This window comes from Pedobacter ghigonis, from assembly GCF_903166585.1.
Classification (GTDB): domain Bacteria; phylum Bacteroidota; class Bacteroidia; order Sphingobacteriales; family Sphingobacteriaceae; genus Pedobacter; species Pedobacter ghigonis.
Window position 1 is genome coordinate 249,618 of record NZ_CAESCM010000005.1, and the last position, 22,733, is coordinate 272,350.

The 22,733-nt window shown below is 41.9% G+C and carries 18 protein-coding genes and 1 pseudogene; 8 read left to right on the forward strand and 11 right to left on the reverse strand.

Annotation, left to right across the window (positions count from 1 at the left end):
- Positions 1 to 290: 290 nt before the first annotated feature.
- Positions 291 to 1,819: pseudogene (locus HWV58_RS10045) on the forward strand (glycosyl hydrolase family 28 protein).
- 318 nt (positions 1,820 to 2,137) lie between these two features.
- Here HWV58_RS10045 and HWV58_RS10055 read toward each other — a convergent pair.
- The 5 genes from HWV58_RS10055 to HWV58_RS10075 all read right to left on the reverse strand — a co-directional run bounded on the left by HWV58_RS10055 (position 2,138) and on the right by HWV58_RS10075 (position 11,138).
- Positions 2,138 to 4,135: a RagB/SusD family nutrient uptake outer membrane protein gene (locus HWV58_RS10055; protein WP_175633977.1), complete on the reverse strand. Its 1,998-nt coding sequence runs from the start codon at positions 4,133 to 4,135 to the stop codon at positions 2,138 to 2,140.
- Positions 4,136 to 4,154: 19 nt separating this feature from the next.
- Positions 4,155 to 7,352: a SusC/RagA family TonB-linked outer membrane protein gene (locus tag HWV58_RS10060; protein ID WP_217706973.1), complete on the reverse strand. Its 3,198-nt coding sequence runs from the start codon at positions 7,350 to 7,352 to the stop codon at positions 4,155 to 4,157.
- A 556-nt stretch (positions 7,353 to 7,908) separates the two neighbouring features.
- Positions 7,909 to 9,552, reverse strand: a complete 1,644-nt coding sequence (locus HWV58_RS10065) for a protein-disulfide reductase DsbD family protein (RefSeq protein ID WP_175633978.1) — start codon at positions 9,550 to 9,552, stop codon at positions 7,909 to 7,911.
- A 10-nt stretch (positions 9,553 to 9,562) separates the two neighbouring features.
- On the reverse strand, positions 9,563 to 10,012 hold the full coding sequence (locus HWV58_RS10070) for a protein-disulfide reductase DsbD domain-containing protein (RefSeq protein ID WP_175633979.1): 450 nt from the start codon (positions 10,010 to 10,012) through the stop codon (positions 9,563 to 9,565).
- Positions 10,013 to 10,082: 70 nt separating this feature from the next.
- The gene (locus tag HWV58_RS10075; protein WP_175633980.1) at positions 10,083 to 11,138 is read right to left on the reverse strand and encodes a PLP-dependent cysteine synthase family protein; all 1,056 of its coding nucleotides are present in this window, start codon (positions 11,136 to 11,138) and stop codon (positions 10,083 to 10,085) included.
- 193 nt (positions 11,139 to 11,331) lie between these two features.
- Between HWV58_RS10075 and HWV58_RS10080 the strand changes: the two genes are divergently transcribed.
- The 5 genes from HWV58_RS10080 to HWV58_RS10100 all read left to right on the forward strand — a co-directional run bounded on the left by HWV58_RS10080 (position 11,332) and on the right by HWV58_RS10100 (position 15,060).
- A complete protein-coding gene (locus HWV58_RS10080) occupies positions 11,332 to 11,799 on the forward strand; it encodes an Lrp/AsnC family transcriptional regulator (protein ID WP_175633981.1) in 468 nt (155 codons plus the stop codon).
- 229 nt (positions 11,800 to 12,028) lie between these two features.
- Entirely contained in the window at positions 12,029 to 12,847 is an 819-nt protein-coding gene (locus HWV58_RS10085) for an endonuclease/exonuclease/phosphatase family protein (RefSeq protein ID WP_175633982.1), read from the forward strand.
- Between the two features lie 115 nt (positions 12,848 to 12,962).
- A complete protein-coding gene (locus HWV58_RS10090; protein ID WP_175633983.1) occupies positions 12,963 to 14,192 on the forward strand; it encodes a helix-turn-helix domain-containing protein in 1,230 nt (409 codons plus the stop codon).
- Between the two features lie 68 nt (positions 14,193 to 14,260).
- Entirely contained in the window at positions 14,261 to 14,488 is a 228-nt protein-coding gene (locus HWV58_RS10095; RefSeq protein WP_175633984.1) for a hypothetical protein, read from the forward strand.
- A gap of 287 nt (positions 14,489 to 14,775) precedes the next feature.
- Complete coding sequence (locus tag HWV58_RS10100) at positions 14,776 to 15,060, forward strand: hypothetical protein (RefSeq protein ID WP_175633985.1); 285 nt, start codon at positions 14,776 to 14,778, stop codon at positions 15,058 to 15,060.
- Positions 15,061 to 15,080: 20 nt separating this feature from the next.
- Here HWV58_RS10100 and HWV58_RS10105 read toward each other — a convergent pair whose 3' ends face one another.
- The 6 genes from HWV58_RS10105 to HWV58_RS10130 all read right to left on the reverse strand — a co-directional run bounded on the left by HWV58_RS10105 (position 15,081) and on the right by HWV58_RS10130 (position 19,242).
- On the reverse strand, positions 15,081 to 15,791 hold the full coding sequence (locus HWV58_RS10105) for an alpha/beta hydrolase family esterase (RefSeq protein ID WP_235972696.1): 711 nt from the start codon (positions 15,789 to 15,791) through the stop codon (positions 15,081 to 15,083).
- 177 nt (positions 15,792 to 15,968) lie between these two features.
- Complete coding sequence (locus HWV58_RS10110) at positions 15,969 to 16,559, reverse strand: DUF4833 domain-containing protein (protein WP_175633987.1); 591 nt, start codon at positions 16,557 to 16,559, stop codon at positions 15,969 to 15,971.
- A gap of 276 nt (positions 16,560 to 16,835) precedes the next feature.
- Positions 16,836 to 17,102 (reverse strand): hypothetical protein, encoded by a 267-nt coding sequence (locus HWV58_RS10115; protein WP_175633988.1) that lies wholly within the window; start codon positions 17,100 to 17,102, stop codon positions 16,836 to 16,838.
- 56 nt (positions 17,103 to 17,158) lie between these two features.
- Positions 17,159 to 17,695, reverse strand: a complete 537-nt coding sequence (locus HWV58_RS10120) for a GNAT family N-acetyltransferase (RefSeq protein ID WP_175633989.1) — start codon at positions 17,693 to 17,695, stop codon at positions 17,159 to 17,161.
- A gap of 1 nt (position 17,696) precedes the next feature.
- Positions 17,697 to 18,323: an FMN-binding negative transcriptional regulator gene (locus tag HWV58_RS10125; RefSeq protein ID WP_175633990.1), complete on the reverse strand. Its 627-nt coding sequence runs from the start codon at positions 18,321 to 18,323 to the stop codon at positions 17,697 to 17,699.
- Positions 18,324 to 18,351: 28 nt separating this feature from the next.
- On the reverse strand, positions 18,352 to 19,242 hold the full coding sequence (locus HWV58_RS10130; protein ID WP_175633991.1) for a DMT family transporter: 891 nt from the start codon (positions 19,240 to 19,242) through the stop codon (positions 18,352 to 18,354).
- 92 nt (positions 19,243 to 19,334) lie between these two features.
- On the opposite strand from HWV58_RS10130, the gene HWV58_RS10135 reads away from it, so the two are divergent.
- Positions 19,335 to 20,750: an aminotransferase-like domain-containing protein gene (locus HWV58_RS10135; RefSeq protein ID WP_175633992.1), complete on the forward strand. Its 1,416-nt coding sequence runs from the start codon at positions 19,335 to 19,337 to the stop codon at positions 20,748 to 20,750.
- 228 nt (positions 20,751 to 20,978) lie between these two features.
- A complete protein-coding gene (locus HWV58_RS10140; protein ID WP_175633993.1) occupies positions 20,979 to 22,562 on the forward strand; it encodes a Na+/H+ antiporter in 1,584 nt (527 codons plus the stop codon).
- The last annotated feature ends 171 nt before the right edge of the window (positions 22,563 to 22,733 follow it).

The following is a 22,733-nucleotide window of genomic DNA, read 5'->3' on the forward strand; positions in this document are numbered from 1 at the left end:
ACGATATTAACATATAAAATCTAACGATCCATCCTGTGCTATCCTGCAAAACCGGTATTAAAAACGTTACGGGTTTTGTTGTTGTAAAGCGGTAGATTGGTGGTTAAATGATCGTTTTCCGGTTTTTAATGCAGGACACTACAGGATGATTTATCAAATGGAATAAGATACTTTCGTTTAAACCAGCGCTTTTTTAACTTGATGATGTTATCTTGCTTTTGCCCTGGGCTAACCAAATCGTTTAAAATGCATAAGCCGTAAATTTATGCCATTAATCCCCGTAAAAATTTATGAGAATCTCATTAATTATCAGCGCATTTCTAGTTGTTTTTTCCTTACAGTGTTTTGCTGCTGTAGGGGAGCCGCTTAATCCGGTAGTAGCACCGGGTACGGTTTCGGCCAATTCGGCTACACTGGTATGGAATAAACCTGTTGCGTATCTCGATGTAATCCGCTATCACCTTATTTTAAATGGAAAAGAGATCGGCATTTCGGCTAAAACGAACTATACGCTTAAAAACCTAAGTCCTTTAAAAACCTATACCTGCACCATTAAGGCCGAAAATAAGGCTGGGGAACTGTCGGCAAGTAGTGCCGTATTGAAATTTACCACCAAAGCTACAGGTAAAATTTTAGCAGTAACGGCATTTGGTGCGAAGGGCGATGGTGTAACCCTGAATACAGCGAGTATACAGCAAGCGATTGATGCCTGCCCCAAAGGTGGTACTGTACGCATACCCAAAGGTATATTTTTAAGCGGTGCACTGTTTTTGAAAAGCAACATGACGCTGGAGATTGCCAAAGATGGCGTGTTAAAAGGCAGCGGCAATACCGACGATTACCTGCCATTTTATAACAACCGCTTTGAAGGCTGGGAGATGAAAACCTATGCCAGTTTATTAAATGCCGGTGTAATGAATAATAAAGGTGGTTTTGCTGTAACGCAGTTGGCCATAAAAGGAGAGGGGGCCATTAGTGGAGGCGGTGGAGCACTGGGCAAAGCCATGATTGATAAAAACGGGATCAGAAGCCGCGGACGTTTAATCTGTTTGATGAACTGCAAGGATGTTGAAATACAGGGTTTAACGATTAAAGATTCGCCCTGCTGGACCATTCATTACATTTACAGCAAAGGCATAAGCTGCCACGATTTAAACATCAGCAGCACTGCCCGTAACGGCGACGGTTTGGATCCGGATTCATCCGACGATAGCTATATTTTAACTGTACTTTTTCAACAGGCGACGATTGTATTGCCATTAAATCGGGCAAAAACCCCGAAGGTTTTACCATCGGAAAACCTACCAGAAATGTAAACATCAGCAATTGTGTGTTTACCAGGGGGCATGGCATTTCTATCGGAAGCGAAATGTCGGGCGGGGTAAGCGATGTTTTGATACAGGATTGTACGGCTGGTGCCTTATTACATGGCATGCAGATTAAGGGCACAAAAGACCGTGGCGGCTATGTTAAAAATGTAACTGTTGCCGATTGTCAGTTACTTAAAATAACCATTTTTTCGGCCGTAAACTACAATAATGATGGTGCTGCGGCACCTGAGCCACCGGTTTTTGAGAATTTTGTGTTCCGTAACATCGATCTTTCCAATGCACAAACCAAAGAACCCGTAATCAATATCAATGGTTTTAAGGCAGCGGGCCATCAGCTTAAAAATGTTGTGTTTAACCATATTAAATTGCCTGGCAGTGCCGAAGTGTGGGTAAATGATGCTCAACAGGTAAAATTTAGTGAAATGCTTACTGATACTGGTATAAAACCTAAGTATGTGGTTAAGGATAGTGAAGATGTAACTTATTGATGGGTAGGGTTATGGCTGGGTTGGGGATTTTAAAGCGTTTTGTATTAGGATTCCCGCCTGCGCGGGAATGACGGCCCACGGTGATCGTCATTGCGAGGTACGAAGCAATCTTACTACTATGGGTCGGTAAAAGCACTAATTCAATTTCAACTAGTAATCGCTGTAAGGTTGCCCGCCTGCTGCAGGCGAATAACGCCCGATTTTAAAAACCGTCAGGAATAGCGTTAAGCTTTCAGGGAGGATGTGATTTTTCTCTATAAAAAAACGGCGTTTAGCCCATCATTTAATGAGCTAAACGCCGCTAAAGTATTTGCTAAGTTACCAGCCAGGGTTTTGCATGGCCTGCTTCTGTGCAGGTGTTAAAGGCTCTCCGTTAATCTTCAGTACATCTAAGAAACTTTGAGGAATTGGGCGCAGATAATGTTTGCCCTCAACAGGTTTAGCCTCAAGGTTAAATGCAGCTGTACGCGCCACCAGTGTTTTAGTCCGTGCCAGGTCTTCCCAACGCATCAGTTCGCCCATTAATTCCCTCGAGCGTTCGTCCAAAATAAAGGCATTAAATTTATCGGCATTAGAACTTGCCCCAACTTTATCGTAAAAGTCTTTGGTCGAGTTAAAAATATCAGCCTCACTATTCAGGTGCATTGAACTTAAAGTGTTTACCGTGGTAACCGGAATATTGTTCGATTCGAAATAAGTGTTTTTATCCGAGTACGATACAATGGCCGAAGTTACTGCCGGATTGGTTTTGTAAGCAATTCCACCATCTACATAAGCAGAACGGTCTTCGCCTTCTTTATAGGCGGCACGATCGCGCACACTGTTCAGATAAGGAATAGCTTGCGCATACTGACCTAAGCGTCCGTAAGCTTCTGCAGCAATTAAATACGTTTCGGCAAGGCGGGCTAGAATGCCATCGCGCTGGCCAAATTGCGAAGCTACCAGATTTCTTGAGCCATCCATAAATTTAGATAAGGCCACATACTGGCTAACGCCGTAATTGCCATGGCTGTTTAAATAGCTTTGTGGCTGACCAGCGAAATAGCGCACAAACATCGAAGGTTTGCGGCGCGCAATATCGGTTGGTAATGCTGGATCGGCATTTGGAACAATAGGCGTATAGCGGGTATCGCCGGCATTGTTAACAATGTATAAAGCAGCTTCTTCGCCAACTGCAAATTTTGGCTGACCCTCTTGTGCCGGGGTTGGGGCACTGCCCTTAATCCACTTCGGTATGCTGGCCGCATTGTTGGAAACGTAACGTGTTTTAAAACTTTTCCAGAACCTCGAATCGTTAACACGGTCAAAAACATCCAAAGCATAATCGGTAGATCTCAAACGCTGAAATTCCCTTCCTCCGGCAATGTCGCGGATCATTCCTGGTAAGGTTTGGTAAACAGATGGATAATAAAGATGAATCTGGTTGCCGTATCTTCCCTGTGTTGCGGTGTTATTCGAAAATTGTGCAGCTAGAATAACTTCCTTGTTGGTTTCGTTGGCACCATCAACCGTGGTGAAGTTCCACAGATCGCTATAGTTTGTAGCCAGACTGTGCTGACCGCTGCCAATTACCAAATCTGCGTATTTAATGGCATTTTGTAAATCGGCTGTTTTGGTATCGCCATTCCAGTCGTTGTTTATTTCGCTGGCACGGAAGAGATAGGCTTTGGCCAGAAAATGTGCAGCAGCCCATTTGGTAATCCTGCCTCTTTCTGCTGCTGCTGTTGGTAGCAGATTATAGGCTTGCGTAAAATCCTGGATCACCTGTTCGTAAACTTCCTTGGCTGTGTTTCGGGTAAACTCATCTTTAATTACCTCTAACGATTCGAGCTGTAAAGGCACGCCTCCATATTGTTTAACCAATTTAAAATAGTCGAAGGCACGCATAAAATAACCTTCTCCTAAACGGGTATTTTTATTGGCACCTGTATAATAAAGGGGCACGTTTTTAATTACAATATTGGCCGAATTGATATTGGTGTACATGTTGTCGAAAACAGCCTGTACATCTACATTAAAAGAATTTAAAGTCCCGTCATAAGAGTTCCACATCTGTTCGGTCCTGTCGCCGCCTACCGTAAATTCATCAACTCCGTAATTGGTGCTGGTGTAGGCCCAGGTATAGTTAAAGTGAAATTTTAAACTTTGGTACATCCCGATCACCAGGCCATCTAATCCCTCTGTTTTTTGAAAATCGGATGTATTGCGCGAGTTAATCACTTCTTCATCCAGAAAACTTTTTTTACAGGATGTTGGCAGGATCATTAGCCCACCTAGCAATGCTACACCTGATATAATATTTACAATCTTTTTCATAATCAATATTTTTAATTCCTTAGAAACTGGCGTTAATGCCAAATACAACACCTCTGTTAAATGTAGAACCGCCTAAATCGGGGTCAATCCACTTAACTTTCGAATAGATCAGACCTGGATTAATCATCTGTGCATAAACCCTGAGTCTGGAAAGTGTTAGTTTTTTAGTGATATTTTCTGCGAAATTGTAGCCTAATGATATATTTCTAACCTTAATAAATGAACCATCCTGATAGTTCATTGCACTTTTAAACTGATCGCCTGCCGCACTGCCATAATTAGGTGCCGGATAGTCGTTGGTTGGGTTGGTTGGTGTCCAGTAATCTAATACACGTTGGGCAAAACGACCCTGTAAGGCTTCTGCACCTGTAGCAATTAAGAAGTTATAACGCGCAATGATAAAAACAGAAAGGTCAAAACCCTTGTAGTTAAAGGTATTGGTAATACCGCCTGTCCAGCTTGGGGTGTAACGTCCTAACACCTGACGGTCGTTATTGGCATCGATTTTAAAATCACCGTTTAAATCCCTTATTTTAATGCTTCCGGGTAAAAAGGTTTGTCCGTTTGCACTAAACTTATCGCGTAGTATTTTGTCTTCAGGGGTATCTTGCCAGATGCCGTCTTTTACATAATCGTAAGCCACGCTAATGCCGTTTCCAATAAAGAAAAGGTCGGCAACCATGTCGCCACCGTTTAGTTTAACAATTTCATCCCTGCTGGTAGAGAAATTCAGGGTAGATTCCCAGCTGAAATCTTTCGACCTCACGTTAACCGTATTGATGGTTAAATCGAGTCCTTTGTTTTTTGTCGAGCCAATGTTATCAAAAGAAGTAGGGTAACCATTAATGATGTTGATCTTTTTAAGCAGGATCAAATCAGTTGTTTTAGATTTATAGAGGTCTAATGAACCGCTGATTCTTCCTTTCAGCAGGTCGAAATCCAAACCCAGGTTATATTGCTGTGTTTTTTCCCAGCCCAACAATTTGTTCGGGAAAGAAATTGGATTGGCCAGAGAAGCGTCGGAAGCCACATAACCGATCTGAGCAGCGCTGCCAAAAGTATAGGTTAGCGGTTGTAAAAGCCCCAGGGTACTGCCAATATCTACTGAAGAGTTACCAGTACTACCCACACCAAGGCGCAATTTCAACTGATTTACCCATTTGATGTTTTTCATGAAATCTTCCTGATCTATACGCCAGGCTAAGGCTGCTGAAGGGAAGAAATCCCATTTGTTGCCTTCTGCCAATTGTGATGCCCCATCTGAACGGAGCGATGCAGTTAACAGGTACTTGTTATCAAAGCTATAGTTTACCCTCGCCATGTACGATTCGAGTGTAGATTTTCTAAAATCGGTATCAAATCCATCCAAAGCGGTAATACTTCCGGCCCTTAATCCGTACCAAAGTGGAGCAATTAAATTGATTTTACTGCCCGTTAATGATGAAGATTCGTCCTGAAACAGCGATGAACTTTGTAACAGGGTTACGCCAAAGCTGTGTTTATTAATGGTTTTATCGTAATATAATAAATGATCGAGTGTGTAGGCAAACTTGTTGCTCTGGTTTAGCTGTGCATAGTTGTTAACCGAACCAGGTATGCCTGCATCGCGGTTTACCGATTTGGCATCCTGGTATTTTCCGTTATAGAAATTTGAAAAATCGGGGCCGAAGTTGATGCGGTATTTTAATCCTTTTAAAATGTTAACTTCAGCAAAAGCCGAACCCAGGGTTCTTAGCGTTTTACGTAAATTGATGTTATAATCGGCTTCGAGAATCGGGTTTTGTATATTGATATCGCCACCGGGCAAATTAATCCGGTTGCCGCTCGGATCGTAAGGGATCGCCATTGGCAACATGCCCCTTGCGGCCGCATAGATATTGCCCGCCCCCGAAGCACTTGCCGCAACAAAACCATAGTTTTGCAAGCCATAGGTTGCGGTTACATTAAGTCCCATTTTAAACCACTTAACCGGGTTAATTTCTACACTTAATTTACCACTGTACCTTTCAAAATCCTGGCCCAGTTGTGTGCCGGTTTGGTTGAGGTAACCAAATGATCCGTAAGCCTTTATTTTATCGGTTCCTCCACTTACACTCAATACGTGATCCTGGGTAATTCCGGTCCGGGTTACCAGATCTCCCCAATCGGTAGTTGGAACTAAACTGCCATCGTACACACCATTTACCCATCCTTTTTCTATATTTTCAAGCACGTATGGGTCTCCGGCAAAAATTTCCCTGTCTTTCGCTAAAGTGGCTACAGCCGGGTATTTCCTAACATCTGTTGTTGGTAAGGCCCTGAATGCATCGCGACGAAACTCGATATATTGTGCCGAATTCATCATGTCCATCCTGTCGTTTAAGGTTTCTATGGTTGCAGTACCTACATAATCCATCGTTAACCTGCCGGTTTTACCTTTTTTAGTGGTTACCAGTACCACACCGTTTGCACCACGCGAGCCGTAAATGGCTGTTGCCGATGCATCTTTTAACACATCGATGTTTTCGATGTCGTTAGGGTTAATGGCATCAATACCACCGGCCTGCAACGGAATTCCATCCACTACAAATAATGGCGAATTGCTGGCTTTTAATGAACGGAGACCACGGATTTTAATATCGCCAACCTGGCCAGGCCGCTCATTTGAAGTAATATCTACCCCCGCCGCTTTGCCTTGCATGGCCTGCAGGGCATTGGTTACCGGCCTCGATCTGATTTCTTTTGCACCCACGCTTACTACTGCACCGGTTAAATCGCTCTTTTTAACGGTATTGTAGCCTACAACCACCACTTCTTCCAAATCGTTGGTCGAGCTTTTTAGCTGAATGCTGATTGTTGTTTTTCCGCCTACGGGTACTTCTTGTGTGGTATAGCCAATATACGAAACTTCTAAAACCGGGTTGCTCACCGATGAAGGTATCGTAATTGAAAAGGCACCATTGGCATCGGTACTGGTTACCAGGCTTGTGCCTTTTACCTTAATGCTCACGCCCACTAAAGTTTCGCCCTTTTCATCCACAATTTTTCCTTTAATGGTGGTATCCCATTTCCTGATCGAAGTATTAATGTGAGTTGCTGCATTAAAAGCATTGGCCTTTGCATTTAGCGGTTCGGCAATGCAGAATAGGGTTAATGCCGACATCCCGGTTATCAGCAATTTCCTGCAGGAAGTGCCTCGCTGCCGCTGTGGGTTTTCTGGATAAAGATTAAGATCCATAATTGATTTGGTTTTATAAATATTTGGTTATTTGTCCAGATAGCTTGTTTTGATGTACAGGCTACCTGTTTTCGAGTGCTTTGATTTAGACGGACCACGCAACAGCCTTGCCCGACCGCTACTGGTGATTTTTTTAATGAAGAATTTTGTTAGTTTATTGATTTGGTATTGAAGTTTTTACAAAAAAAAAGCGGTGGCTATACTTTAAAAAGCGTTAAGCAGACGTGTATTTGTGTAATCGGTTGCATTGGGAGGTTGTTGTTTTGTTTGCTCATAGCTGTTCATATTTAATGGTGATGTACTTTTTACTGTAAGCAGGAGGGAAAATCCTGCGAAAGATTATACTTGGTTATACGAGGGTAGCGCTTTTATTTGGGTAATCTGTCCTGTCCCGTCCTGCAAGCGCCAATAGCCGGGCGGCTAAAGTGGGGAGGGGAAGCTAAACTGAGTGGATAAGGACTGAAAAAAATAAGGGCATACTATCCAGTACTGCCCTTACTATCATTAACTAAAATTAAAATCACGGTGGTAGCTCCTAACTTCTACCACCGGTTTGCTATTTAAAAGCGTTTAAGCCGCTTTCGAGAAATTTTTTGTAATTGGCCACTTCGTAATCTGCCCCCTGTGGCTGTGCAAGTAAGCTTTCAGTTTTAGGATCGAGCAGTACATAAAAAGGCTGCGAATTAGACTGGAATTTTCTGGCCTGCAAATCGCTCCATTTTTTGCCTATGGTATTTAACTTTTTTCCTTCAGGGGTAGTTACCACGTCAGCAGGAGCCAGTTCCGATTTATCATCTACATATAGCTGAATCAGGATGTAATCTTCACTGATCATTTTTAAAACATCGCGGTTGGGCCAAACATTGGCTTCCATTTTTCTGCAGTTTACGCAGGCATGTCCGGTAAAATCGATTAATACAGGCTTGTTTTGTTTTTTAGCCTGTGCCAAGCCTTCCTCATAATCGAAGTAGGCATTCAGTTTTAACGGAGCATGAAATTTATCGGCATATTTATGTGGGCCATCGTTTGTGGCTGACTTTCCAGTTAGTAAACCTGAAGTGTACAAATCGAAATCCTGGGTTTCCTGTGGTGGCAGAAAGGCCGAAACACTACGCAATGGCGCACCCCACATCCCCGGGATTAAATACACAGTAAAGGCCAGTACAATGGTGGCCAGGAAAAGCCGTGGCACCGAAATGGAATTTAAAGGGCTATCGTGCGAAAATTTAAGTTTGCCCAACAGGTAAATGCCCATCATACCGAAAATAACGATCCACAAGGCTAAAAATATTTCGCGGTCAAACCATTCCCAATGGTAAGCCAAATCTACATTGCTTAAAAACTTTAGGGCAAAGGCCAGTTCGAGGAAACCCAAAACTACTTTTACGCTGTTTAACCAGCCGCCTGATTTGGGTAGCTTTTGCATCGCCGATGGAAATAAGGCAAATAAGGCAAAAGGAATAGCCAGCGCCAGCGAAAAGCCAAACATGCCAATTGCAGGGCCTAAAAGTGCACCTGTGGTTGCCGCCTGTACCAATAAAGTGCCAATAATCGGACCGGTACAGGAGAAAGAAACCAGCGCCAGGGTGCCAGCCATAAAAAACAATCCGGCTACACCACCTTTATCCGAATTGGCATCCATTTTATTTACCCAGCTCGATGGCAGTGTAATTTCGAAAGCGCCTAAAAACGAAGCTGCGAAAACCACCAGGAGCAAAAAGAAAAAGAAATTGAAGATGCCGTTTGTAGAAAGGTTATTTAATGCATCGGCACCAAAAATTACGGTAACCAAAAGGCCCAGTACTACGTAAATCAGAATGATAAAGAAGCCATACAGCGCTGCCCGCCCAAAGGCTTTTCCCTTTTCCGATCCTTTGGTGAAAAAGCTCACCGTTAACGGAAGCATGGGGAAGATGCAAGGCATAAGCAGAGCCGCTAAACCGCCCACAAAACCTGCAATAAAAATACCCCAGAGGGTTTTCTGCGCTTCAGGCTGCGGGGCAATCGTTTTTGAAACCGTTGTAGTGCTATCGGCAACTTTACTAATCGTTTCAGTAGATTTAACTATTGTATCGGTTGTTTCCGGTTTAATTTCTGTAAAAGTCAGGTCGTCGGTACTGGTGCTGTCCTGTGCATATCCGGTTAGGGATACAGCACAGAAAAACAGCAATCCGAGACAGATTTTTTTAAAGGATATCATCTGCTACTATTTATTTTACAGGGATACTGAAATCTACTTGCTCTGGTGGCAGACACTGTTTATCGTCGCATACCATAAACTCTACACTACCTTTTACTACAGCATTTTTGCCGTTCAGCTTAACTTTTTGCTGAAAAACTACCGAGTTTTCAAAATAGCTTACGTCCATTTTAAAAGTTGCTTCATACTTGGTAACTGCCTTTGGTTCGATGGTTTTACCTACTAAAGTGAAATCTTTTGCAGCAGGAAAGGTAAAAGTGGTTTTAACCGGCCCGCCATCTTTAACAAATTGAGAGTACAGGTGCCAGCCTTGATCAACAGTTGCTTTAATAAATACCGTAGCAGTTGTTGGACTTGTTTTCTTTGCTGCGTAACTCCAGGTTACGGGTTTTAAAATCTGGCTGTAACTGCTTAAGCTGATTAAGCAAACGAAACAGCATAATAAGGCGATTTTTTTCATTTGGTTGTATTGGGTTTAATATTGATTTAGGGTTTGTTGATTTGCATGAGAAATGATCAGCCGTGGCCTGCTAACCGTTTAGTCTGCTAAAAGCCTGATAATCGAGAAATTCTACATCTGGTGTGATATAGCCCGCTTTTACCGGTTCTTCGCGCATTAAATCGGTGCTTAAATATTTTTTATTGCTATCCGAAAATATGGTTACCACACAGCTATCTGTGCCCATTTCCTGCTGTTTTTTTATCGCGCCGATTACATTCGCACCTGATGAGATACCTACGGCAAGCCCTAGTTTTTGGGCAAGTTTCTGGGCCATCAATATGGCATCGCCGTCGTTTACCTGTACAATTTCATCCAGCTGGTTTAGCTTCACAATTTCGGGGATAAATTCATCAGAAATCCCCTGAATCCTATGGCTACCCACTTTATATCCGGTGGTTAAGGTTGGCGATTCTGCAGGCTCAAGCGGATGGATTTTTACTGTAGTTTTTTGCTTTTTAAGGAAATTTCCAACGCCCATAATGGTGCCACCGGTACCTACGCCAGCTACAAAGGCATCGGGACAAAGGCTTTTCAGCTGCAGTTGTTCCCAGATTTCTTTACCTGTGGTGTATTCGTGTGCTTCGGGGTTGGCTATATTTTCGAATTGTTTAGGCAAAAATACATTGGGGTTGTTTGCCGCCATGTATTCGGCCAGTTTAATGCTGCCAATAAAGCCACCCTCTTCTTTGCTAACCAAAATAATCTCCGCGCCCAGACTTTTGATAATGTCCATACGCTCCTTACTTAGCCAGTTGGGCATAATAATCGTAACCGGATGCCCCAGGGCTTTACCAATTGCAGCAAATGCAATTCCGGTATTGCCACTGGTTGCCTCAACAATTTTATCCCCGGGTTTAATTTTACCCTCAGCATAGGCTTTCTTTAAAGTGTAAAGCGCCATCCTGTCTTTAATGCTACCCGTTAGGTTGTAATGTTCGCACTTTACATAAATTTTACCTGGTTTACCATTAAGGCTATAGGTTAATTCTAACATTGGGGTGTTGCCAACCAAAAGCGATAAATGTTCAAATTTCGCATTCAAAGCTGCAGTTATTTCGTTTTTTATTAGCGTTGTTGTAGGCATATTTTTAAACCTTTTATAATTGTTTAAGCAATCGATTATAATTTCGGTAAAATTCTGTATTGTGTTCTTTTTTGTCAATACATGTTGTTTTTTACGTAAATTTTCTGCTTTTTTGATCTGTTTTTAATTTTTATTTCGGTTTTGAATGTTTTTTCAAAGCTGCATTATGTTTTTTTTCGATTCAGAATAGCTTATGACACACGGAGATTTAGACCAGGTTGATGTAGAAATATTGAAATTACTGCAACGCGATGCATCTTTAACGAATAAAGAGGTGTCGCTGATGCTGCATAAATCTATTGCAACCATTCACGAAAGGATTAGAAGGTTAAAGGAACAAGGCTACATAAAAAGGGTAGTGGCCATTCTCGACCGGAAGAAAATCAACAGAAACCTGATTGCCTTTTCACATGTTTTGCTTAAGGAGCATACTGCCAAAACCCTGGTCGAATTTGAAACGGAAGTATCGAAATTTGGCGAAGTAATGGAATGTTTACAAATGACCGGCGCACACGATTTTATCCTCCGAATCGCCACAAAAGATATGGATGCCTATCATGAATTTTTAAGGCACAAACTGGCAACCTTGCCCAATATTACCACTGTTCAGAGCTATTTTGTATTGTCGGAGCCTAAGAGTGAAACTGCATATCCTTTGTAGCTCATTGGTTCAGTAGTTCATTTGTTCATTGGTCAGTAGTTTATTAGTCAATAGTTTATAGCCTAATCCAATTGAAAACTGAGAACTGATTTGTTCATTGGGTCGATAGTTGATGGCTTGTAGTTCATAGCAGTAATCCAACTGAAAACTGATAATTGCAAACTGAAAACTGACAAGTGCAAACTGAAAATTAGATTTGTTTATTACAGAAACTTTGTATTTTGGGGCTATGAAAAACTTATATCTGCCATTTCTAATTGTTGCTTTGTTTTTTAGCGGCTGCTCGCCTAAAATTGGTGCAGGGTCTGCGACAAAAAGTACAAACCGTTTAAGGGTAATGAGTTACAACATTCATCACTGTAACCCACCTACAAAGGAAAAAGAGGGAACCATTGATGTAAATGCCATTGCCAAAGCCATTTCACTTCAGCATCCTGATTTGGTTGCCTTGCAGGAAGTTGATGTAAATACCAAGCGTTCGGGTAATATTAATCAGGCTGTTTTGCTTGCTCAAAAATTAAAAATGAATTTCTATTTTGGTAAAGCTATCGACCACGATGGGGGAGATTATGGTGTAGCCATTCTCTCGCGGTTTCCGCTTTCTGCACAAAAAACCTATAAACTACCTAAAAACAATAGCGCCCGTGCCGAGCAGCGTGTGCTTGCTATTGCCACGGTTGAAATCGCCAATGGAAAATTTATCCGCTTTGCTTCTACTCATTTAGATGCCGAGCGTGCTGAAGAAAACAGGGTAATGCAGGTGAAAGAAATCGTAAAGCTAGCAGCAGCTGAAACCTTGCCAATGCTCATTGCAGGCGATTTGAATGCAGAACCAGGCTCAGAAACCATTAAGTTATTTGATGCGGCATTTAATCGGAGCTGCAGCAGTTGCGGTTTTACTATTCCGGTAATTAACCCTAAAACAACTATCGATCACATTGCCTTTAAAAAAGGAAATCCATTTAATGTAATTTATCACGAAGTGGTAAAAGAAAGATACGCATCCGATCATTTACCCATTCTGTCGGTAATTGATTTAAAAGATTAACTTTAAGCAGGTGCCGGCAATTTTTCGTGATCCGATTAAGTTTCCGGTACCTGTTTAACTGGCTTTTCTGCCAAATCCCTGCGGGAATACCTTTTCTGCAAAAAGCATATTAATTATGCTTAATTTTGGCATTCTTATTAAAATTAAACCTTTGCATCCCATTTTCCTCACCGTTATCGGTGCAATTTTTATTCTTTCGGTAGTTATTGTAAAATTGCTGCTGTATGGTCGTGATAAGTTTTACCTCAATTTTTTGCTGTCGCTGGCCATTGCAGGTATAGCCTGGTACGGCCTCATATACCTTCTGACCAATTCGGGGCAGATCAAAAATTACCCCTTCCTGTTTAATAAAGGATTACCTTTTTATTACACGGTTGCCCCTTGTTTATTCCTCTACTTCAGGGGCTCTTTAAGTAAGGAACATGCGGTATTTAAGCCAGCGCACCTGCTCCATTTTCTCATTGCCATTCCGGCAATAATTTCGATCATTCCATATAATATGCTGAGTTATGCCGCACAGCACGAAGTGGTAAGCAGGGTAGTAGCCGATGTGGAGTTTGCATTTTCGGATAGCGAATATATTGTAGAACCCTGGCATTGGTATGCTTTTCCTTTTTCGGCGCTCATTTACACCGTTTTACAGATGCAACTTGCTTATCGTGCTTCAAAACAGCAGGGGCAAAACAGGCAAACAATTAACTGGATCTATTTTTTTAGCGCGGTGTGCTTCGTAATTTTTGCCGGTATGCTGGTTATTAATGTCTCCATTTTGCAAAACAGGAGTAATATCTGGTCTATTTTGCACGAAGGTTCGGTTGTTATATTTTTATGTTTTTGCCTGCTGGTATTGAGTTTTATGTTTTTTTTAAACCCTGAACTGATTTATGGTTTAACCAAAAAAACAGTTTTGCCTGAGGTAAAAGTAGAAACCGATTTGGTACACCTGGCCGACGAGAAAGCAAAGCCTAAAACAGTAGATACAAACTTAGCCGAACAGGTAGCGCAGACGATTAAGGAAAAAGAACTTTTCAGGCGGCCCGGACTTAACCTGAGTGAACTGGCTTCGGCTTTGGAAATTCAGAACCATAAACTTTCCGAACTTTTCAACAACCATTACCAACTTAATTTCAGTACTTACATCAATAACCTCCGCATCGAATACATTAAAGCCAGATTAGACCAGGGCGATTGGAAACAATTTACCCTCGAAGCCATTGCCCTGGATGCAGGTTTCTCTTCGCGAAATACTTTTTTTAATGCCTTCAAAAAAGTGATGCACACCACACCATCTGTTTACCTTTCGGCATTAAAGGACGATAAAAACCCACAAAATGTAACGGTTTAAGAAATCGATACATCTTCATGGCTGCCAGTTAACATTAAAAAATAACGTTTTGGCCAAATTTGCCATGCATGCCTAAAACCAAATCAGGCTTGCGCAAATTTGAAGATGCTATGAAAAAAAGAGAAAGTAGATCAGTAATGATTTTTACCCTTGCGGCAAGGAAATTTAACGAACTGGTGAATTTTATTGATCACGATGCCAAATCGCTTACAGTACTAACTGCGGTAGAAACAGTTTCAAGTGGTGCCATTTTTCAGCAGGAAGCTGGTACCGAAGTTTATCACGAGGGACAATAATTTCAGTTTGCAGTTAACAGTTTTCAGTTGTGTTGTGGCTATAAACCACCAACCATTAACCAATGACTAATGAACGAACGTACTGCCCTTCGACTCCGCTCAGGGTGACCATCGCATTTGAGCTGGGACTGGGTTAAGCTATGGGGTGGCCCTAATGAACGAATGACTAATGAACTAATATTGTTTACAGTTTTAAGTTGGACCATGGCTATAAACCACCAACTATGGACTAATAAACCAATGACTACTGAACCAATAAACCAGTGAACCAATAATCTAAATTAACTATGCCCTTACTTTTAACCCCTAATCTTGATATTCTGGATGCGATAAAGCAGCTGGACAAGTTGTTGAGAACGCTGAACATTGTGCCGGTGCTGGAATATCAAAAAATCCGTTACAAGCTCGATAAAGACAACATGCTCTTTATGACGATTTTGCTTACGGCAAACTACATTAGTTACGAGAAATTGTACCTGCCAGAAAATAATGAAAAATTCAATGCGGTCTTCAATCGGATCGAAGCATTGATTTTTTCGTTAAGGCGGGAGGAAATTTTACAGGCAAGTTAGTGTTTGAGTAGCTCGCCTGTTTAAGGTTTTTGTATGCTTTTGAAGAATTTTATCACAACCTTATCGGCATCAGCAGGGTAAACATGACCTCCCGGATGGATATACAAAACTACTGGTGTTTGTGTGTTCGAAGGATATAAAGTTGCATACTGATCATAAGGTTGACCTTTATTACTACAGCCATTTATCTGCAATACTTTATTGTACATGGCTTTTTGCCAGGCAGGTTTTACCAGGTTATCTTGTTCGCCCATAATATGCATGGCGGGTTTGGGTTTGAGCAGATTTGCAACCTTTGCGGCTACTGCTGACGAAGGGGCGAAAGCAGCAAATATATCTCCGCGTGTAGCCCAGAGCAGGTAAGTAAAGCCGCCACCATTGGAATGCCCAGTGGCATAAATGCGTTTATTGTCGACCTTGTAATCTTGTCTGAGTGTTTTTAACATCGCATCAAAAAAGTGCAAATCCCGGTCGCCCATATCGCCAGGGGCTTTTTGCCATCCAGGTAAAAGGCCATTGGGATCGGTTAACTGTCCGGGGGTGTTGAGTCCTTGCGGGTAAACAATAATGGCCTCTGGCCAAAGCTTTTCAAAGCTGCGGCTCCTGAGCATGTTATCCATTGTGCCACCATGACCATGAAAAACAAAAAATACCGGGCTATCTTTGGTTTTTGCACTTGCAGGTACGTAAACCATAGCTTCTCTAACCGTATCGCCAACCGTCCATTTCATGATTTTAGCAGGTGGGACCTGCGCTTGTGAAATAACAGCCCAAAAGGTTATTAAAAAGTATAGAAAACATTTGCCTGAAAAGCGGATCACTGATTTGTTTATCATTGCTTTTTGACCGCAGCGGGAGGTTTTGGTTTAATGTAAAACTTTATTCACCAACATTTATCTCCCAACAGTTTATTTAACGGCGATTCTTTCGGTAATGGCTTTACCTGTAGTTAGTTCAGTACCCTCGATTGATGCATATTTTACGTTTGGTAGCCAAAAAGATCCGCCCTCAATTCTGATAAAAAGACGGTTAATTTTGATTTTTTTATCATTTAAGGTTACCGATACATAATATTTTTGGTCGTTGGCCGATCGAAGTAAGTAAAAAGACAGTTTTTTGTGCGATACAAAGCGAAGTTCGAAGCGGTCTTTGCTTAACTCTTTAGTCAATATGCCGTAAGCAAATTTACGCTGTATGTAGCCCAGGTCTTTCTTTTCTCCTTTCTCTGCATACCGTAGCCAATACACAGAAACAGGTTGCGACCGGTTAATCTCTCCATCTTTTTCGAGGTTTAGGCTATAAATCAGGGTATTGGTATTCGGATCGCGCTGAAGATAAAACAACATGTTATCGATGTTTTTTGGCGTAGGGAAGTTAAGCGGCGAAGGGTTGGCATTTTGCGCCCAAATGGAATTGCTGTAAATTATGATTAATGCAAAGGTTATGCTGATAATTTTTAATGCGCCTTGGTTTGTATATCGGTTTTTTGTTTTCTGCATCTGCTGGTATTTGTATTAAATATTGGTTTTGATTTTTGCCTGGCTTAGGCGCTATCCGTTAGCTTAGCATGTAGATAGGATAAAGTTAGTTTTACAGCAGCAACACATCGTTTTAAAATATTAGTATATAAAAAAGATAGATTTAGTAGTTGTTTTTACAAACGTAACATTTTTTTTATACGATGAAACATTATCGGCTATTTTTTTAGCATTTCGGAGGGACTGGTTTCTTCCCATTTGAGTGGGCTGATCGATCTAAATGTAACCTATTTTAGCCTATAACTGGTTATGTAAACCCTTGTTAAGTGCTACTTTCAGGTTGAAATCTTCTATGGTAATTTTACCCTTTCTTAGCTGACTTAGGTATTTTAGAACAGTTAAGCGATCTATTTCGGTGCGGTAGCTTTCGCGTTCTTCGGGTGTTTGCGGGTTGTTCTGCAGTTTTATCCGGATCGAATAACGCAGTATTTCTTCCTCCAGTTTATCCAGCGGACAATTGGTGAATTCATCAAAGCTTAATTTAGAAAAACTGATGCGAACCATAGGGTAATAATAAGCGACTAGTATTACCCCAGGTTAAGTTGCATGTTAAATGATTGTTATATCTGCTTGTTTAGAAACTCAGGTTCATCTATTGTCAATTCGAACAGGGTTACAGCTGCATTGTGGTAATGCGCGGGTAACTGATCGGTATTTTTGAGGTCAAAAAGCCCCAGATAATTAAAGCCCGATTTTTGGTAGTGCTTAATTAATCCCTGGTTTTCGCCTACCGTATCGAGGCGTACAAATTTTTTCTCGTTTTCTTTTGCATAAGCTTTTGCCCAGTTTACAATAGTAGTAACAAGGTTTTGCCCCCTGAAATCAGGATTAGTGGCAATCCGGTGAATATAAACGGCCGGATCGTCGTTTTTATCTTCCCATATTTGTGGATCGCTAAAGGTAGTAGCCCAAACACAGGCCACCTGGCCGTCTATAATCAGTTTCCACTGCCTTAGCTCGGCAATTTCTTTTTCAATCAGGGTACGTTCAAATTGAGGCCATTGCACAATAAACTTCGATTTTTGAAAATCGGTAGCCACTTTGTAAAGCCCGAAAATCTGGTCTATATCGTTTGCTGTACTGTTTAATATCTGCATTTTATTTTGCTTTATCGTTTAACGTTTTTTGTATATATCCGGCCAGATCGTGTTCTGCTGTATTGTTGCTTTTTTCGAGTTGCGCAATAATACTTTCGCGCTCTGCCTTCGATTTGTTCTGGCTTAATTTTTTTTGTCCCTGCAGGTCGGTTACCTCCAGCTCAAAAGCCACAATTCCCTTAACCATTCTGTGCTTAAAGGTATCGGTAAGGCTATTCCACTGTGCTAAATAACCTTCCTCGTAAAAATTGATCATCTGCTCCAGTGCCTTTAGTTTTAAAGCCTCATCCGTAATAAGGCTTGCCTTTCCATAAGCATGTACAGCGATATAATCCCAGGTGGGTACACTTTCGTGCTTAGTGTAATGCGTAGGGGAGATATAAGCGTGTGGCTCGGTAAATATAATTAAGGAGGTGTGCTGCTCAATGTATTTGGCCTGCTCGTTGGCAATGCCAAAATGCGCGCTTAATACCAGTTTACCTGAACGCTGCTCAATTACAAAAGGCAATTGGGTAGCTAAAGGAATTTGCTGATTGTTGTTGGTAATGATGGTAGCAAAGCTATAACGCTGCATAAACGCAATTTTTTCTGCTTCGCTTTCAAATTGATAACCATTGGGTACAAACATTTTTTTTTCTTTTAGTAAAGTGTGAATGTTATTTAGCAAACTTTTTGGAGCCGGCCACGCATAGAATTACACCCACAGTAACGGCCAGCATGCCTAAACTTACATTTTCGTGTAGCAGGGTAGCCGCAAGACCTAAGCCGAAAAAAGGCTGAAGCAACTGCAACTGACCAACCGAGGCAATACCTCCCTGCGCCAAACCGCGGTACCAGAATATAAAGCCAATAAACATACTGAATAAGGCGATATAAGCCAAACTAAGCCAGGCACCTGTACTTACGGTTGAAAATGAACTGGGCTGATAGATAAGCATCAGAGGTAGCATGATGGGAAGCGAAATAACCAGTGCCCACGATATTACCTGCCAGCCGCCCAGGGTTTTCGAAAGCCGGGCACCTTCGGCATAGCCAAGTCCGCAAAGTACAATGCCTGCAAGCATCAGCATATCGCCAATGGGAGAGGCAGTAAGACCCTGATAAATGGCATAGCCAATAACGAGCAAACTGCCCATAACAGAAAACAACCAAAATACCGGGCGTGGGCGTTCACCACCACGTAACACTGCGAATGAAGCCGTTACAATGGGTAGCAAGCCTAAAAATACAAGCGAATGTGCCGATGTAATGTGCTTTAAAGCGAGGGCGCTTAACAATGGAAAACCAATAACCGCACCTAAAGCAACAATGGCAATAGGGAAATACAAAGTCTTTGCGGGTCGTTTTTCCTTAAAAAGGATAAGTACCGCAAGCGCCAGTAACCCCGCAATTGAGGCACGTGCAACGGTTACAAATACCGGATTGAGATCTATTACTGCCATTCGGGTTGCCGGCATCGAGCCACTAAAAATAAGCACGCCAATAAAGCCGTTAAGCCAGCCCTTCGAAACGTTTTCTGTAGATCGTGTTATACTGTCGTCTTTCATGTCCTAAAAATTGATACACAAAAGTGCAAAGCCAAAATTGATAAATACAGTATCAGTTTTGTATATTTGTATGGGTACAGTTGTTTTTGATTATGGAAAAGCTTTTTAGGTACAATGAAATTGCGAATGGTATTGCAACGCAGATCAGGGGTGGGATTTTAAAGGCCGGCGACCGGCTGCCCTCGGTGCGGATGTTATGCAAAGAGCACAGCATAGGCATGAATACGGCCAAAAGGGTGTTTTTAGAGCTCGAAGCACAATCGTTAATTGAGGTGAAGCCGCAATCGGGCTTTTTTGTTAATAAGCTCGATTACCTGAGGCTGCCACTCCCGGAGGTAAGTAATCCATCGCTAAAAGCCAACCTCAACGAACCGAATGAACTGATTACCAAAGTCTATTCCAATATTGGGCGTGCTGATCTTACCCTCTTTTCTATCGGTGTGCCTTCGGGTAATCTGTTGCCTCTGGCTAAACTAAAAAAAGAAGTTTTGTACGCTACGCGGGCCCTAAAAGAAGGTGGAACGGAATACGAGCCATTGCAGGGTAATGTTAAACTCAGGCGGATGATTGCTGTACGCTCGCTGGCCTGGGGTGGTAATTTAAGCGAAGATGATATCATTACCAGTAACGGGGGGATGAATGCCTTGTCTTTTTGCTTGATGGCCCTGGGAAAAGCCGGCGATACGGTTGCCGTAGAAAGCCCTTGTTATCCGGGCATATTTCAACTGGTAATTAGTTTGGGTTTTAAAGTACTCGAACTGCCAACACATCCTGTTACCGGTATTGAGGTAGATGCATTAAAGAAAGTACTGCCTAAAATTAACATCTGCCTGCTGGTACCCAATTTTAATACGCCAATGGGGAGTTGCATGCCCGACGAGCATAAAAAAGAAGTGGTTAAGCTGTTGGCTGAAAGAAATATTCCGCTAATTGAAGACGATATATATGGCGATATTTATTTCGGCACACAGCGGCCGAAATGCTGCAAGGCATTTGATACCGAAGGCAATGTGCTGTTGTGCAGTGCATTTTCTAAAACCCTGGCGCCAGGCTATCGAGTAGGCTGGATGGCTCCTGGTAAGTATAAGGATAAATTGCTCAGGTTAAAACTGGTGCATTCCTTGTCTTCGCCATCAATTATTCAGGAAGCTGTGGGTAATTTCCTTAAAACAGGTCGGTACGATGTGCATTTGCATCAACTCCGGCGTACCTTACAGCACAATTATCAAAATTATGTTCAGGCCATTGCCGATTATTTTCCCGAAGGCACAAAAACCAGCAGGCCACAGGGAGGTCTTGCCCTCTGGGTCGAATTTGATAAAAAGGTAGATACCGTGAAACTGTACGATCTGGCCATTAAAAAGCAAATCAGTATCGCTCCCGGCCGTATGTTTACCTTGCAGGATCAATTTGAAAACTGTATCAGGCTTTGCATAGGCTTACCCTGGTCTGATGAACTGAAGTTTAAACTGAAACAATTGGGTAACCTGGCCAAAATGATTTCATAATCAGTAACCCTGTTGCTGGGAAAGAATTATATTATTTTCCGGCTGATAACGCAAATTTCGCTGATTGATGTGTTTGTTTTTATAATTAAAAGAAACCAGTAAACCTATTTTTAATCTGTGTTTATCTCCTTAAATCTGCGGGAGAATTATATTGGTTTCCGGCTGATAACGCAAATTTCGCTAATTGATATCTTTGTTTTTACTATTTTTAAAATAAAACAGTGAGATATGCATGAACAACTACCCTTTATGCTGGCTTTGGTTGCCGCAATAGTACTTATCGAAATGCTGGCTACCAAATTGCGTATTGCCTATCCGGTATTGTTAGTGGTTGCAGGTTTACTCATCAGTTTTGTGCCTGGATTGCCTAAAGTTCAGGTAGATCCGAACATGATTTTCTTTATTTTTTTACCACCACTTTTATTCGAAGCCTCGTGGAGTATTTCATTTAAAGAGATGAAAAAATGGTGGCGCATTATTGGCAGTTTTGCATTTTTAGTGGTTTTGTTTTCTGCACTTGCAGTTGCTGTGCTTACCAATTACCTCATCCCGGGCTTTACCTTAGCGCTGGGCTTCTTACTTGGCGGAATCGTATCTCCGCCTGATGCGGTAAGTACAGGGGCCATCATGAAATTTGTAAAAATACCTAAATCAACCGCTGCAGTGCTCGAAGGCGAAAGTTTGCTTAACGATGCCTCTTCCTTAATTATTTTCAGATTTGCATTGGTTGCAGTGGGTACCGGGCAGTTTATCCTTCAGGATGCCCTCCTTAGTTTTTCCTGGATGATTGTAGGCGGAATTGGCATCGGGCTTTTGTTTGGTTGGCTGTTTATACAGGCGCATAAGCGATTGCCTACCGATACCTCATCCGACATTGTATTTACCTTTATCGAACCCTATTTTTTGTATTGGATAGCTGAACAGGTGCACAGCTCAGGCGTACTGGCAGTAGTGTCGGGCGGTTTGTTTTTATCAGTAAGGCGACTTACTTTTTTAACCAGTGCCAGTAGGATAAGGGGTTACAGTGTTTGGGAAGCCATGATTTTTGTGCTGAACGGAATAGTATTTATGCTCATTGGCCTTGAGCTCCCGGAAGTAATAGCCGGGCTTCGTGCCGATGGTATTCCTTTAACACAGGCCATTATTTATGGTGTTGCAGTTACCGGTATACTGATTGTGGCCCGAATTATTAGCTCGTACAGTGCTATGGTGGCTACCCTAATATTCAGGCCTAACGTAGCTCCTTTAAGAAACAACAGGCGCAGAATGTGGCGTTTACCACTATTGTTAGGGTGGACAGGTATGCGTGGTGTGGTATCGCTTGCAGCGGCACTGGCTATTCCGCTGACACTTAAAAGCGGCGAAGCCTTTCCTCACCGCAACCTTATATTATTCATCACCTTTACGGTTATCCTCCTTACTTTGTTGATCCAGGGACTTACCCTGCCGTATATTATTGAGCGGTCCCATATTTTTGATCAGGCAGCTGAAATGGAGGATGAGGAAGCAAAACACCGGGTGAAAAAACAATTGATTTCCGAAACGGTTAGGTTGCTAAAAGCCAGACAGGAAGGAATGGCTGAGGAAGATGTACATTTGCAACGGATGATAGCGCAATGGGAGCATAAAATAAACAATCCTGAGCAGGTTAAAATGAGTGAAAGCACTAAGCTGGCTTATTTGGAGTTGCTGGAAGGACAACGATTATTTTTATCAGACCTAAACCGTAACGATGCTGAGGTACATGATGAGGTTATCAGACTGCATATTTACCAGATCGATTTAGAAGAAGAGCGGGTTAGGCTTTTGTAAATCAACTTAGATCGTTTTATAAATAGCAAAGGAGCGGGATCATAATTTAGGTTGTTTATTAGTTTGTCACGTTGAGCTTGTCGAAACGCCTCAGATGTGTTTTGATAGTCCTTCGACAGGCTCAGGATTGACAATTCTATAATTATGATACCACCTCTTTTGAAAAAAATA